A 14,024-nucleotide genomic window follows, 5' to 3' on the forward strand; every position below is an offset into this window, starting at 1 on the left:
GTCACGCGCGCGGGCCGCGGTCCATCGCCGCCCACGCCCAGCGCGCTGGGAAATCCGGGTCCGTCATGCGCGCGGGCCACCGGGCCCGGGGTCGGCGTCGGCGTCGAGCAGGGCCGTGCGGATCTCGGTCGCGGCGCGCTCGTCGAGGAGTCGGGCTTCGGTCAGGAGGCAGATGAGGGCGCCGGTGAGCTCCCGGTAGGAGCCGAGCTCGGCATCGAGCCCGGGGCGGGCGGCCAGGGCCCGGACGTGGGCGGCGACGGTGCCGGCGTCGGCGCGCGCGACGGGGCCGGAGATGCCCCCTGCCCCCTCCGTCAGGGCCCGGTCGAGGGCGGCGCTCAGGAGCGGTCGGGCGTAGGCCGCCGGGTCGGCGATCCCGGCTTCGGCGAGGATCCGGGTCGTCTGGACGACGAGCCCGGCGAGGGAGTTCGCCCCGTGGGAGAGCCCCGCGTGGTAGAGGACGCGGTCCTCTTCGGCGACGACGACGGGCTCCCCGCCCATTTCGACGACGAGGGCCTGCGCGATCGGCAGGAAGGGGGCTGCGGCGGTCACGGCGAAGGGGGTGCCGACGAGGCGCTGGACGTCGAAGGAGTACCCGGTGAAGGTCATCGCCGGGTGGATCGCCAGGGGGATGGCGCCCGCGCGGGCGGCGGCGTCGAGGATCGACGTGCCGTGGGCCCCCGACAGGTGGATGACGATGTGGCCGGTCTGCCAGGCGCCGAGCCCGGCCAGCCCCCCGGCCATCGGCTCGATCTGGTCGTCGGGGACGGCGAGGACGACGACCTGGCTGCGGCGGGCGACCTCCTCGACGTCGAGGACGGGCACCCCGGGGAGCATGGTCTCGGCGCGTTCGCGCGAGCCCGCCGAGGAGGCGGACACTCCGACGATCGCGTGACCGGCCGCGCGCAGGGCCGAGCCGATGACGGGGCCGACGTGGCCCATGCCGATGACGCCGATGCCGAGGCGGTCGGCCGCCGGTCGGCTCATCGGGCGCTGTCCTGGCCGGCGATCCCGCCGGCCTGTGCCGTGCCCGCGCCGGGGGGCAGCGCCCCTCCGATGAGGGCGCCCCCGTCGGGGGCGTCGGCGCCCGGATCGTCGGTCGCCGGGGGCTGCGGGGACTCCGGTTCGTCGGGCAGGGCCCGGGAGACGCGGAGCATCCACTTCTCCGGGGGCTCGGCACTGCGGCGGACGCGGGAGGCGACGCGCAGGTCGGCGAGGAGGCGCCGGGCGATGACCGCGTCGACGTGGCGGGCGATGGGGCGGTGCTCGCCGGGGACGATCTCGACCTCCACGTCGGCCAGGCCGCGGCGCCGTTCGAGGGGCCCCTGCGAGACGGACAGCGACTGGGCTCGCTCGACGGGCACGAGGAGGGAGGTGCGGGTCATCCACCCGTCGCGCACCGCCAGGCACGTGCGCGACAGGGCGTGGGCGCGGCGCGCGCGGGCGAGCGGGTCGAGGATCCCGGCGCTCTCGGGCACGGGGACGAATCCCTGTCCCTCCCCCGTTCCGTCGAGCAGCGCCTCGATGAAGGCCTGCGGGTCGTCGACGCCGAGGTCGCGGACGACGAGCCACAGCGCGTATTCCGCGTCGGCGCGCCCGCCCACCGGCAGGAGGACGGACAGGCTCTGCGGGTGCGCGCCCTCCTCGCGCCCGATGGGGGAGCCGACTCCGGCCTGGGTGATCGTCACCCGGTACCAGCCCTTGATGCGCCACAGGAGCGGCTGGATGACGGTGACGGCGTGAACACGCCCCGGGGGGATCGTCTGGGCGCGGGTCGAGGTCAGTCCCGAACGGATCCTGATCCCGTCGGGGGACACGGCGGCGGTGAAGTTGAACTCCCCGGCGAAGCGCCCCCACAGGTAGGAGGCGACGCCGCCGATGATGAAGACCAGGGAGAACAGGGAGGACAGGACGCCCGGCCCGAAGATCGCCGTCAAGGCGATCGCGCCGATGACGACCCCCAGGGCCAGGAGGACCGACGCGAGGATCCCCATCGACATCACGAGCGAGGCGAGGAGGCGCCCGACGGGCACCGTGTAGACGACGCGCTCGGGGGCGACCGGGATCGGCGCGCGCTCGGAGGCGACCGCCGACGCATCCTCCCGGGGGGCGTCGGGGTCGAGGCCCGCGGCGCGCGCGAGCACCTCGGCGCGCAGTTCCTCGAGTTCGGCGGTCTTGAGGAAGCCGATGGCGAAGTTCGAGTCGGATCCACCGGCGACCTCGATGGTCAGGCGTCCCAGGCCGAAGATCCGGCCGAGCAGGGGGTGGTGGATGTCGAGGGTCTGGATCCGGTCGAGGCGGGCATGGCGCTGGCTGCGGGCGAGGATCCCCGAGCGGAACCAGACGGCTGTCGCCGTCACCGCGTAGGAGGTCCGCTGCCACGCGAGCCACGAGTACAGTCCCGCGATGAGGACGAAGACGATGACCCCGCCGAAGGCCCCCAGCAGGATCGCCCGGAGGCCGAAGGAGTGGGCGAGGTCCGTGTCGAGGAGGCCGCGGACCTGATCGAGGTTCTGATAGGTGATGAAGGCGAGGAGCGCCAGCAGCGCCTTCCACGCGCTGATGACCGGCGACAACGGGTGGACGCGCCGCCACAGGTCGGCGGGCACCCCCTCGTCGACGGCGCGGATCTTAGCGGGAGCGCCCTCCCGGTCCCCGGCCCTCACAGGCCCGCCAGTTCCGCGCTGCCGCGTTCGGCCAGGAGATCGCGCAGGCGCGAGGCCTCCGCGACGGGGACCCCGTCGAGAGTCGCGTCGGTCTGGGCGGAGGCGGTGTTGAGCTTGATCTGGGCGATGCCGAACATCCGGGCGATCGGGCCCTCGGCGACGTCGACGTACTGGATGCGCCCGTAGGGGATGAGCGTCATCGACCGGAACATCACGCCCCGACGGATGACGAACTCGTCATCGCCCTCGGCGAAGCCCATCGCGCGGACCTGCCGGGGGATCAGCCAGCACAACCACGCGGCCTGGGCGGCGGCGACGGCGGTCCCGATCCACAGGAGGGGGAGATCGGCGAGGATCGCGCCGGCCGCGAAGCCGAGGGCCACGGGAACGAGCCAGATGAGGTTGCCGATGATGCGGACCTTGGCCAGCGCCGGGGAGACCGGGGAGAAGACGAGGTCGCTCGGGGCGAACAGGCCGGCGCCGCCCCCGCTGCGGGAGGGCTCCGCCGATCCATGGCCCGAGGGGAGCGCGGATGCGTCGTCAACCATGGCAATCCTTTCTCTTCGGCGTCATTGTCGCACGCCTCCCCCTCGTTTCCACCCAGGGGCCGGGCGCCCCATCTCCTATTCCCCGCGAACTCCCAGACAACCTTCAGTCCCATCGTCGACAATGGACCCATGAATGCTCACTCACCGGGGGCCGAGGCCCGTCTCCTCGTCGTCGACGACGAGCCGAACATCCGCGACCTCCTCGCCTCGTCGCTGCGATTCGCCGGATTCGAGGTCCTCGTCGCCGAGGACGGGCACTCCGCCTACCACCAGGCCATGAACGAGCACCCCGACCTCATCGTCCTCGACGTCATGCTCCCCGACATGGACGGCTTCACCGTCACCCGCCGACTGCGCGACGCCGGCGTCACCGTCCCCGTCCTCTTCCTCACCGCGCGCGACGACATGCGCGACAAGATCCAAGGGCTGACCGTCGGCGGCGACGACTACGTGACCAAGCCCTTCGGCCTCGAGGAGGTCGTCGCCCGCATCCGCGCGATCCTCCGGCGGACGATGGGCGCCGACGAGGACGACGCCCTTCTGCGCATCGGGGACCTGACCATCGACGAGGACGCCCACGAGGTGACGCGGGCCGGCGTCGACATCGACCTGTCCCCCACCGAGTTCAAGCTCCTGCGCTACCTCGTCCTCAACGAGGGCCGCGTCGTCTCCAAGATGCAGATCCTCGACCACGTGTGGGAGTACGACTGGGACGGCGAAGTCGCCATCGTCGAGTCCTACATCTCCTACCTGCGGCGCAAACTCGCCGTCGAGGGGGCCTCCGGGGAGCTGATCCACACGAAGAGGGGCGTCGGCTACATCCTTCGCGCCGAGGACTGACTCCATGGGCATCGGCCCCATCAAGCGGCTCCAGGAGACATGGGAGAGGCGCCCCCTGTCGTTCCAGCTCGTCGCCGTCATCACGAGCCTGCTCGCCGCCGGCCTGATGATGTCCGGTACCGTGATGATCGGCCTCCTCCAGCGCCACCTCGTCTCCCAGATCGACGACCAGCTCGCGAACGCCTCGGTCACCCTCTCCGCCCCCCAGATGAGCGCCCCCAGCGAGACCAGCACCGCCCTGCCCTCCCTCTACTACATCCGCCAGAAGATCCGCGGCCAAGAGGCGACGAGCGTCTACTACCCCGAAACCCTCGAGGAATCGGGGACCCCGATCATCCCCGAACTGCTCCCCGTCGGGCAGGAGGCCGCAACCCCCTCCGGGGCGACCCTCCCCGTCACCGTCAAGTCCTCGCTCCCCGGCTCCCTGTGGAGGGCCATCGCCATCCCGCTCTACACGAGCGAATCCGCCCAGCCCATCGGGGTCCTCACCATCGCCCTGCCGCTGACCGGAGTCCAGCGCACCCTATCGGCGACCGGCATGTACCTGACCATCGCCGCCGCCGTCATCGTCGTCGTCGGCGGCACCATCGCCAACTGGCTCGTCCGCCGCTCCCTCTCGCCCCTGCGGACGATCGAATACACCGCCGGGAAGATCGCCGCCGGCGACCTCACCCAGCGCGTCAGGCCCGGGCCCGCGACGACCGAGGTCGGGTCGCTGGCCCTGTCCCTCAACGCGATGCTCTCCCAGGTCGAGCAGTCCTTCGAGGCCCGCCAGGCCTCCGAGCGCAGGATCCGACGATTCGTCTCCGACGCCTCGCACGAGCTGCGCACGCCCCTGGCGGCGATCTCCGGGTACTGCGAGCTCTACTCCATGGGCGGAGTCCCCCAGGACCGGACCGATGATGTCATGGGGAGGATCTCCTCGGAGTCGACCCGCATGTCCGCCCTCGTCGAGGACCTCCTGACCCTCGCCCGGCTCGACGAAGGACGCCCCCTGGACCTCACCGACGTCGACCTCGTCAAGATGGCGGACAACGCGGTCTTCGACCTCCAGGCCCTCGACCCGACGAGGACCGCCTCCCTCCAATCGCTCACCGGGCTCAACCCCCCGATGACCCTCGTCGTCTCCGCCGACCGGGACCGGATCCAGCAGGTCTTCACCAACGTCATCGGCAACATCATCCGCTACACGCCCGAGGGCTCCCCCGTCGAGATCGCGCTCAACCGGGTCGGCAAGTCCGCCGTCGTCGAATTCCGCGATCACGGGCCCGGGATCGCCGACGCGGACCGGACCCGCGTCTTCGAGCGCTTCTACCGCGCCGACTCCTCGCGCAACCGGCACTCGGGGGGGTCCGGCCTGGGCCTGTCGATCGTCTCGAGCATCCTCGCCGCCCACCACGGCAATGCCGAATTGGCCAAGACGAAGGGCGGGGGCCTGACCGTGCGGATCGAACTGCCGCTGACACGGGCCGAGCAGGCCGGCGCCCCCGCGACGACGCACCCCCGGCGCCCCGCGTGACACGGACCACCGGACGTGCCATCGGACCGGAGCATGGCTAGCATGGCCGCGTATTCCTCAGACAGGAGTGAAGTCATGGGTGCATCAGCGCCTCAGTGGCTGCCCGGCGCCTTCGTCGACGCCATGCAGCAGGTCGGCGCCACGGCGCCGACCGAGCGGTTGACGGCCGAGGCCCGCGACCTCATCGAGCGGTGGAGCGCGCCCGAGCGCCACGTCCACAACCTCCGCCATCTCGTCGACGTCCTCACCCATATCGACGAGATCGCCTCGACCGCCCACGATCCCGACGTCCTGCGGATCGCCGCCTGGTACCACGGCGCCTTCCTCAACAAGGCGCTGGAGATCAAATGGGCCGGTGTCGACTGCTCGACGACCCGGTGCATCGATCACGCCCACAACCGCCTGACGGACCTGGGGGTCTCCGAGGACGTCGTCGCCCGCATCGACGAACTCATCGCCTTCCTCATGCGCCACCGCGCCCCCCGCGACGACCTCGACGCCCAGGTCCTCGTCGACGCCAACCACGCGATGCTCGCGGCCAGCCCCCAGGAGTACAAAAAGCACCGGGAGAACCTGCGGCTCGAACTGGCCGACCTCGACGACCCGACCTACTACCGGGCCCGCCGGGCCTTCATCGTCAAACTCCTCGCCCTGGACGCGATCTACCTGTCCCCCCTGGGGGATTCGTGGGAGTCGTCGACCCGGGCGAATCTCGAAGTCGAGCTGGCGAGGATCAACGAGCGCCTCGGCGCCCTGAGCGAGGACGGCGGGCTCGACGGGGACTCGACCGCGGACGACGACGAGGACGACGCCCCCGAAGAGGTCACGTCGACCGGGACCATCATCATCAAGCGCCGCGCCCTGAAGAAGAACCCGTGCCCGGTGGCCGACGACGCCCCCATGCCGACCGGCGCGCTGCCGGTCCTCGCCCCTATCGCCCCGCAGGCGCCCGAGGCGCAGTCCGGTGAGACCGCCTCCTCGTTGGAGTCGGCGATCGAGAGCATGGACCTGCCCGGGGGCTCGGCGTCCTGACCCTCCCGAGAGGCTGATCCACAGGCGACGCCCGCCCCTCCCCCTCCACAAGGAGGCCCCCGCCGGTGTCCTCCCCGGGGCGGCAGTCCGTAGCGTCGGAGCATCGGCGCCCATCCGGGGCGCCCGAACCGAGGGGGGACCCGATGGCGATGTACATGGTGGATTCGGATCAGGTGGCGGTCGTCGCCGCGCGCACCGCGGCGACCGCCGATCGGATCCGTGTCGAGGTCCAGGCGATGCTCGCCGAGCTCCTGGCGCTCCAGGGCTCCTGGACGGGGGCCGCGAGCCTCAGCTTCCAGGAGTGCGTGTCCCAGTGGCGGGCGACGCAGGTCCAGGTGGAGACCGCCCTGGAGGCGATCGGCTCGCAGATGGGGCTCGCGGCGAACGCCTACGCGGAGGCGGAGGCCCGTTCCGTCTCGCTCTTCGCCGGGTAGCCGCCTGGACGACGGCGCCGGGGCCGTCCCTGACGGGACGGCCCCGGCGCGCGGATCATCGGCTCAGCGCCCGATCATGGTCGGCTCAGTACATGCCGCCCATGTCGTCCCCGCCGGCGGCGGGAGCGGCCGGCGGCTCCGGCTTGTCGGCGACGACGGCCTCGGTCGTCAGGAACATGCCGGCGATGGACGCGGCGTTCTGCAGGGCCGAGCGGGTGACCTTGACCGGGTCGGAGATGCCCTCGGCCATGAGGTCGCCGTAGTCGCCGGTCTGAGCATTAAGGCCGTGACCGGGCTCCATGCCCGCGACGCGATCGGCGACGACGCCGCCCTCGAGACCGGCGTTCTCGGCGATCTGCTTGAGCGGGGCGGAGATCGCCACGCGGACGATGTTGACGCCGGTCGCCTCATCGCCGGTCAGGGCGTCGAGCGAGGGCAGCGCCTTGGCGGCCGCCTGGATCAGGGCGACGCCGCCGCCGGCGACGAGGCCCTCCTCGGAGGCGGCGCGGGCGTTGCGCACGGCGTCCTCGATGCGGTGCTTGCGCTCCTTGAGCTCGACCTCGGTGGCCGCGCCGGACTTGATGACGGCGACGCCGCCGGCGAGCTTGGCGAGGCGCTCCTGGAGCTTCTCGCGGTCGTAGTCGGAGTCGGTGTTCTCGATCTCCTGGCGGATCTGGCGGACGCGCCCGTCGAGCATGTCCTTGTCGCCGGCGCCCTCGACGATGGTCGTCTCGTCCTTGGAGACGACGATCTTGCGGGCACGGCCCAGCAGGTCGAGCTCGGCGTTCTCCAGGGACAGGCCGACGGTCTCGGAGATCACCTGGCCGCCGGTGAGGATCGCCATGTCCTGGAGCATCGCCTTGCGACGGTCGCCGAAGCCGGGGGCCTTGACGGCCACGGACTTGAAGGTTCCGCGGATCTTGTTGACGACGAGGGTCGCCAGGGCCTCGCCCTCGACGTCCTCGGCGATGATCGCCAGCGGCTTGCCGGTCTGCATGACCTTCTCGAGGACGGGGACGATGTCCTTGACGTTCGAGATCTTCGAGTCCATGAGGAGGACGTAGGCGTCCTCGAGGATGGCCTCCTGGCGCTCGTTGTCGGTGACGAAGTAGGCCGAGAGGAAGCCGCGGTCGAAGCGCATGCCCTCGGTGGTCTCCAGGGTGGTGTCGAAGGAGTTGGTCTCCTCGACGGTGACGACGCCCTCGGCGCCGACCTTCTCGAAGGCCTGGGCGATGAGCGAGCCGATCTCGGCGTCGTTGGCGGAGATCGACGCGGTGGCGGCGATCTGCTCGGTGGTCTCGACGGGCTTGGCGTCCTTGTGGAGCTGCTCGACGATGGCGACGACGGCCTGGTCGATGCCGCGCTTGAGGGCGATCGGGTTCGAGCCGGCGGCGACGTTGCGCAGGCCCTCGTGGACGAGCGCCTGGGCGAGGACGGTCGCGGTGGTCGTGCCGTCACCCGCGACGTCGTCGGTCTTCTTGGCGACCTCCTTGACGAGCTCGGCGCCGATGCGCTCGAAGGGGTCCTCCAGGTCGATCTCCTTGGCGACGGACACGCCGTCCTTGGTGATCGTCGGGGCGCCCCACTTCTTGTCGAGGACGACGTTGCGGCCCTTGGGGCCGAGGGTGACCTTGACGGTGTCGGCCAGGAGGTTGAGGCCTCGCTCCATGCCGCGACGGGCGTCTTCGTCGAAGTGAATGATCTTGGACATGCTGTCTTCCTTCCGCAGTGCGGATCTGGGCCGGTGCCCGCGACGGACGACCGGGCGCCGGACGCGTTCTGAGCGCCCGGCGCCGGGCCTCACCTGACCCGTTCGTCTTGTCACTCTGCCGTGGCGAGTGCCAACGGCAAGTTTGGCACTCACCTCATGCGAGTGCAAGACGAGGGACGCGGGCGCCGCCCGATTCAGCCCTGGGCGATCCCCGCGTCCGCCGTCCTCGCATCCCCTTCCCCTCCCGCAGGTCGCCGGAGAGCCGACGCCGAGCCCCCGTCGCCGGGAACGGCGACGGGGGCTCTCGGGCGCGGACGGCGTCAGCGCAGGATGACGACGACGTCGGGATTGCCCAGGCCGGTCGTCGCCTGAACGTTCGCGATGCCCAGCGCCTCGCCGACAGCCTCGGCCGTCACCCGCATCGCCGGGTCCTCGTAGTAGACGGTCGAGACCTCGGTCTGCCACCCCTGGGCGTTCGCCGCGGACACGGCGACGAACCCGGCACCGGTCAAAGTCCCCGCGCGATCGGCCGCGAGCCCCTGGATGCCCGTGCCGTTGAGGACTGAGACGACGGCGTTGTGATCGACCTCGTCAGCCGGGGAGGTCTCGGGGGCGGACTCCGCCTCGTCGGGAGCGGACTGCGGCTCCTCGCGGCGCGAGTCCTCGTCGCGCTCGGAAGCCGCCGACTGGGCGGGGCTCGACTGGGGCTCCGGGGCGGCGGGCTGGGCGGGCGCGGACTGGGGCGCCTGAGCGGAGGGCACCAGGCTCCCCGCGTCGATACCGCGATTCGTCAGGATCGTCGAGACGCCCCATCCCAGAAGCGGGACGATGACGAGCAGCGCGAGGAAGGGCCAGACGTTCTTCCACTTCGACGGCTGGGCGCGATGCATGCCGATGGGCATGTCGTCGCCGGCGCGGTCGAATTCGTCCTTGGGGTACTGTGCACTCACCCGTTCAGACTAACGGCAAGCCGCACGCGCGCGCGGCTCCACTGCGGGCGCGCCGGTCGCCTGTCCTACGCTGGGGCCGTGACCGAGAACGAACCGCAGCCCCTGTCCGCCCTCGTCGATCCCGGGTGGGCCCGGGCCCTCGCCCCCGTCGAGGACCGCATTCACGAGATCGGCGCGATGCTGCGCCGCGAGATCGCCGAGGGCCGCCACTACCTGCCCGCCGGCACCGACGTCCTGCGGGCGTTCACCTACCCCTTCGACGAGATCAAGGTCCTCATCGTCGGCCAGGACCCCTATCCGACGCCGGGTCATGCGATGGGGCTGAGCTTCTCCGTGGCGCCGGGAGTGCCGATCCCCCGGTCCCTGCAGAACATCTTCTCCGAGATGGAATCCGACCTGGGGGCGGCCCGCCCGACGTCCGGCGACCTGTCGGCGTGGTCGCGCGAGGGGGTGTGCCTGCTCAACCGGGTGCTGACCGTTCGTCCGGGGGCTCCGGGATCGCACCGCAGGCGCGGGTGGGAGGAGGTCACCGAGTGCGCGATCGACGCCCTCGTCGCGCGCACGGACGAGGAGGGACGGCGGCGTCCGCTGGTGGCGATCCTGTGGGGCAAGGACGCCCAGACGCTCGAACCCCGCCTGGGCGACGTGCCGGTGGTCAAATCCCCGCACCCGTCGCCGATGTCGGCCCGCTACGGGTTCTTCGGGTCGCGACCGTTCTCGCGGGCGAATGAGCTGCTCGTCGCCCAAGGGGCGTCCGCCGTCGATTGGTCGCTGCCGTAACGGGGCGGGGCCTCGTCGACGGGCCGCACGGCCCGTCGACACAGGCAATACCGACGCATCAGCGACGCGCCGGACCCGTCCCCGCCTCATTCACGAGGCGACAGAGGGCCACCGAGTGAAGAAACAGCAGGAAACCCGCCTGCTCCCATGCACGCAGGACGATGGGTCTTCGTCGGGGAACGCACACCCATCATTGATCGCAGTGGCTGAAGAAAAGGTCATGTCGCGCGCATAGCACGCATAGGGCGAAGCCTCTTCATCGGGGCTCCCCGGGAGATTGCAATGCTCGAACAGCCGAGCCGCCTATCGGGCTCGAACCGATGACCTGCTGTTTACAAGACAGCTGCTCTACCAACTGAGCTAAGGCGGCGACACGCGTATCTTGCCATGACGGCCGGGGCCCGGACGAATCCGCCCGGGCCCCGCACGACGCCATCGGCGCTCACCGAGCGCCGAGACCGACTACTGGGCGGAGGCCGATTCGAGGCCCATGCCCGTGCGGATCGTCTCCAGGATCGACGGAGCGTCCGTGCCGCTCAGGACGATCTTCGTGCTGTGATCCTTGACGAACTCCGGGGTCCCCAGGCCCTCGCGCCCGGCGATGGGCGCCTCCCTCCACTCGTTCGTCGCCCGCTCGAGATACGCGTCGGACACGTTGACGGGGAAGGAGTCGACGATCTCCTGGGGGACGCCGACCTCGAGGGCGATGCTCTTGACCTGCTTCCACGAGGCCTCCTCGTTCGAGACGACGCGGCCCTCGCCGGCCCTGTACTGGCTGCCGAAGTAGGCCAGGAGCGCGTGGTGGAACTCGATCCAGTGGTCGGGGGCCTGATCGGCGACGATGAGGGAGGCCGTCGTCGCCGGCCCCGCGTACTCCACCCCGACGACCGTGACCGGCTGGATCTCGAGAGTGTAGTCGCCGGCGAGGGCGCCGTCGCTCAGGTCCCTACCGATGAATCCGTCGATGTCGGCGCACGCGTGGCAGGAGTAATCGAAGTACTCGGTCAGGGTCGGAACCGAGTCGTCGGCGACGCCGACGCCCTTCGAGGAGACGACGATCGGCCCGCCGTCCTCGTAGGAGCCGAGGAGCGCCGTGTTCGCGCTGTCGTGGGCGCGAGCGTTCTTGGCGATCTGGTTGCCGACGACGATGGCGACCACGGCGATCACTGCGACGACGACGGCCGCGACCACGCCGATGATGATGTTGCGCGTGCGCTTGTCGGCGCGCTCTTGGGCCTGGCGCATCTGCTGGGCCTTGACCCGAGCGGCGTCACTGGGGGGAACGGTGTTCTTCGCCATGTGAGGACCTTTCCAGGAGATAACTGGATTCACAGTACCCAGACGGCTCGGGATCCGCGCCCTACAACATCCCGCCTGTGATGATGATCCATGTGGCGACGACCACACCGAAGCAGGCCGTCGCGGCGAGGATCCTCGACCACAGGGGCCCCAGGAAACGCCTGGCGCCGCGGGAGACCCCAGCGCGCAGATCCGCTGAGGTGGGCATCGCCCAGACGCCGACGAGGAAGAGCCACCCCAGTCCCCACGCGACCGCGGCCTCCGAGGGGGCCGAGAGCACCGGGTCGACGCCGATGAGCGGGGTCGGCGAGGCGAGGACGTCGAGGGGCCTGGCCCACGGGACGGCGCCGGTGAGCAAGGCCGTGCGCGCGGCCCACAGGCCGTAGGGGACGACGGCGGCGACGGCGGCGCCGACGACGAGGCCCGCGAGGACGCGGACCGCCAGGAGCGGGGACATCGCGAGGGCGGCGGCGGTGTCCCAGGGGCTCGCTCCGCCCCGCCGGACGCGGCGGCGCTCCCGCCATTCGAGGACGGCGCCGACGAGAGCCGGGACGACGAGGGCCAGGACGGCGGAGGCGGTCCCGGTCGCCCCGAGAATCAGGGGGAGCATCGCCAGCGGCATCATGAGGAACGCTCCGAGGACCCATGCGGTGCGGGGCCGATCGGGCGCGTAGAGGGGGGCGGGCTGTTCCCACGGCGGGGCCTGCTCCCACGGGTGCGGAGCGCCCGGCGTTTCGCCATCCGCGAGGGCATCCCCAGCCCAGGGCGGGGCGCCGGGGGCGGCCGGTGCGGGGGAGAAGGGGGCGTCGACCGGCATCCACTGAGATACGGGCGGCGGGACTTGGGGAGCGGGGGCGGGGAGGACCTGCGTCGGGTCCGCCGGCGCGTCCTCGACGACGGGCAGCGGCCGCGTCCGATCGGCGGCCGTCGCGTCGGGGACCATCGGGGCGCCCCACGCCCGGGCGGGAAGAGCGCGCGTCACGGCGCCAGCGTCGGGGACCACCTGCGTCGCCTCCCCTGGGGCGAGGGCCCGCGCCCAGTCGAGGCCGGGGTCGTCGAAGGCGCTCGGCGGCCATCCGGCGTCGGCCGCCAGGTCGGCGCCGATGAGCGCCGGCGAGGGGCGGCGCCGCGGGTCGGGGTCGAGACCGGCCGCGAGCGCGGCCGCGGTCCTCGCCGGCAGCCCGCGGGTGTCCGGGTCCCCGTCGAGGACCCGCATGATGACGCCCTGGACGTCGCCCGACCCGAAGGGGGGCCGCCCCGTCGCGGCGGACAGGAGGGTCGCGCACCACGCCCACCAGTCGGCGGCGGCGTCGCACTCCTGGGCGCGCAGGAGCTCGGGCGAGGTGTACCCGGCGGTCCCCGAGACGAGGCCGGTGCCGGTCAGCCGGTCGTCGTCGCCGGTCATGGCGATGCCGAAGTCGATGAGGACGGGCCCGTCGGGCGAGCAGATGATGTTCGACGGCTTGATGTCGCGGTGGACGATGCTCGCGGCGTGGACGGCGCCGATGGTGTCGGCGAGGCGGTGCGCGAGGGCGGCGACGCCGACGGGGCCGATGGGGCCCGAGCGGATCAGGGAGGACAGCGTCGGGCCGTCGATGTACTCGGAGACGATGAAGGGCTGGGAGGCGTCGGCCTCGATGTCGAGGACGTGGGCGACGGCCGTCGAGGCGACCGAGTTGACGGTCCGGGCCTCGCGGACGAGGCGCGCGCGGGCGGCCTCGGAGGAGGCGAGGGCCGGGTGGATCGCCTTGAAGGCGACGCGCTGGCCGGCGCCGTCCTCGGCGAGCCAGACCGTCCCGGCGCCGCCGGAGCCCAGCCGCCTCACGAGCGCGTAGCCGCCGATCTCGTCTCCTGCTTCCACCCGGCCAGGCTACAGGCCGCCGCCCCCACCTCGAGGCCTCGTCCCCTCCGGCGACGCCACTCCCACCGCGCTCCCCTAAGTCCCCGGCCCCGGGCCTCGCGGCCGCGAGGCGGCGGTCCGGGCCCAGGCGCAGGCGCCGCCCCCGGGCACCGGGCTTCGCGCGTCGCAGCGCATCGCATACGCCGCCGCCCTCGTCCCACGGACGCCGGCACCTCGTCGAGCGCGACTTGCCCGCGGCTCCCACCGCCCTCGTCCCGCAGACGCCGGCCGACTGACGCCGAGGCGCTCAGCGGGCGGTGCCGCCGCCCCCGCCCGCCGGGCGCGAACGACACCGCCGAACTCCCCCCTCGACCCCCTCCAGGTGGTAGGTTCGGGGAGGCGGTGCGC

At 72.0% G+C, this 14,024-nt stretch carries 12 protein-coding genes and 1 tRNA gene; 5 read left to right on the top strand and 8 right to left on the bottom strand.

Features of this window, described 5'->3' with window-relative positions:
* Positions 1-63: 63 nt before the first annotated feature.
* The 3 genes from M3T53_RS00585 to M3T53_RS00595 are packed head-to-tail and all read right to left on the bottom strand — an operon-like array spanning position 64 to position 3,211.
* Positions 64-984: a Rossmann-like and DUF2520 domain-containing protein gene (locus tag M3T53_RS00585; protein ID WP_272432483.1), complete on the bottom strand. Its 921-nt coding sequence runs from the start codon at positions 982-984 to the stop codon at positions 64-66.
* Positions 981-2,663, bottom strand: coding sequence for a PH domain-containing protein (locus tag M3T53_RS00590; RefSeq protein ID WP_272432484.1), 1,683 nt, complete (start codon positions 2,661-2,663; stop codon positions 981-983). Before M3T53_RS00590 ends, M3T53_RS00585 begins: the two co-directional genes overlap by 4 nt.
* Positions 2,660-3,211: a PH domain-containing protein gene (locus M3T53_RS00595; protein ID WP_272432485.1), complete on the bottom strand. Its 552-nt coding sequence runs from the start codon at positions 3,209-3,211 to the stop codon at positions 2,660-2,662. The genes M3T53_RS00590 and M3T53_RS00595 overlap by 4 nt, the downstream gene beginning before the upstream one ends.
* 129 nt (positions 3,212-3,340) lie before the next feature.
* Between M3T53_RS00595 and M3T53_RS00600 the strand changes: the two genes are divergently transcribed.
* From M3T53_RS00600 to M3T53_RS00615, 4 genes are all read left to right on the top strand, one after another.
* Positions 3,341-4,051: a response regulator transcription factor gene (locus M3T53_RS00600; protein ID WP_272432486.1), complete on the top strand. Its 711-nt coding sequence runs from the start codon at positions 3,341-3,343 to the stop codon at positions 4,049-4,051.
* A gap of 4 nt (positions 4,052-4,055) precedes the next feature.
* Positions 4,056-5,570, top strand: a complete 1,515-nt coding sequence (locus M3T53_RS00605; RefSeq protein WP_272432487.1) for a sensor histidine kinase — start codon at positions 4,056-4,058, stop codon at positions 5,568-5,570.
* Between the two features lie 75 nt (positions 5,571-5,645).
* Positions 5,646-6,602 (top strand): HD domain-containing protein, encoded by a 957-nt coding sequence (locus M3T53_RS00610; protein WP_272432488.1) that lies wholly within the window; start codon positions 5,646-5,648, stop codon positions 6,600-6,602.
* 143 nt (positions 6,603-6,745) lie between these two features.
* Positions 6,746-7,036, top strand: coding sequence for a WXG100 family type VII secretion target (locus tag M3T53_RS00615; protein WP_272432489.1), 291 nt, complete (start codon positions 6,746-6,748; stop codon positions 7,034-7,036).
* Positions 7,037-7,121: 85 nt separating this feature from the next.
* Here M3T53_RS00615 and groL read toward each other — a convergent pair whose 3' ends face one another.
* Positions 7,122-8,747, bottom strand: a complete 1,626-nt coding sequence (gene groL / locus M3T53_RS00620; RefSeq protein WP_272432490.1) for a chaperonin GroEL — start codon at positions 8,745-8,747, stop codon at positions 7,122-7,124.
* 320 nt (positions 8,748-9,067) lie between these two features.
* Positions 9,068-9,697, bottom strand: a complete 630-nt coding sequence (locus M3T53_RS00625; RefSeq protein WP_272432491.1) for a LytR C-terminal domain-containing protein — start codon at positions 9,695-9,697, stop codon at positions 9,068-9,070.
* A gap of 78 nt (positions 9,698-9,775) precedes the next feature.
* On the opposite strand from M3T53_RS00625, the gene M3T53_RS00630 reads away from it, so the two are divergent.
* The gene (locus tag M3T53_RS00630) at positions 9,776-10,477 is read left to right on the top strand and encodes a uracil-DNA glycosylase (protein WP_272432492.1); all 702 of its coding nucleotides are present in this window, start codon (positions 9,776-9,778) and stop codon (positions 10,475-10,477) included.
* 297 nt (positions 10,478-10,774) lie between these two features.
* Here the strand turns inward: M3T53_RS00630 and M3T53_RS00635 are convergent.
* The 3 genes from M3T53_RS00635 to M3T53_RS00645 all read right to left on the bottom strand — a co-directional run bounded on the left by M3T53_RS00635 (position 10,775) and on the right by M3T53_RS00645 (position 13,637).
* Positions 10,775-10,847 (bottom strand) — tRNA-Thr (locus M3T53_RS00635).
* A gap of 92 nt (positions 10,848-10,939) precedes the next feature.
* The gene (locus M3T53_RS00640) at positions 10,940-11,776 is read right to left on the bottom strand and encodes a DsbA family protein (protein WP_272432493.1); all 837 of its coding nucleotides are present in this window, start codon (positions 11,774-11,776) and stop codon (positions 10,940-10,942) included.
* Positions 11,777-11,837: 61 nt separating this feature from the next.
* A complete protein-coding gene (locus M3T53_RS00645; RefSeq protein ID WP_272432494.1) occupies positions 11,838-13,637 on the bottom strand; it encodes a serine/threonine-protein kinase in 1,800 nt (599 codons plus the stop codon).
* Positions 13,638-14,024 lie beyond the last annotated feature (387 nt).

It is taken from the genome of Actinomyces sp. B33 (genome assembly GCF_028437565.1).
GTDB lineage: Bacteria > Actinomycetota > Actinomycetes > Actinomycetales > Actinomycetaceae > Pauljensenia.

Excerpts from the sequence above, each read along its gene's own strand:
- M3T53_RS00585 (WP_272432483.1), bottom strand. The coding sequence starts at position 984 with ATGAGCCGACCGGCGGCCGACCGCCTCGGCATCGGCGTCATCGGCATG.
- M3T53_RS00595 (WP_272432485.1), bottom strand. The coding sequence starts at position 3,211 with ATGGTTGACGACGCATCCGCGCTCCCCTCGGGCCATGGATCGGCGGAG.
- M3T53_RS00600 (WP_272432486.1), top strand. The coding sequence starts at position 3,341 with ATGAATGCTCACTCACCGGGGGCCGAGGCCCGTCTCCTCGTCGTCGAC.
- M3T53_RS00605 (WP_272432487.1), top strand. The coding sequence starts at position 4,056 with ATGGGCATCGGCCCCATCAAGCGGCTCCAGGAGACATGGGAGAGGCGC.
- M3T53_RS00610 (WP_272432488.1), top strand. The coding sequence starts at position 5,646 with ATGGGTGCATCAGCGCCTCAGTGGCTGCCCGGCGCCTTCGTCGACGCC.
- M3T53_RS00615 (WP_272432489.1), top strand. The coding sequence starts at position 6,746 with ATGGCGATGTACATGGTGGATTCGGATCAGGTGGCGGTCGTCGCCGCG.
- groL (WP_272432490.1), bottom strand. The coding sequence starts at position 8,747 with ATGTCCAAGATCATTCACTTCGACGAAGACGCCCGTCGCGGCATGGAG.
- M3T53_RS00640 (WP_272432493.1), bottom strand. The coding sequence starts at position 11,776 with ATGGCGAAGAACACCGTTCCCCCCAGTGACGCCGCTCGGGTCAAGGCC.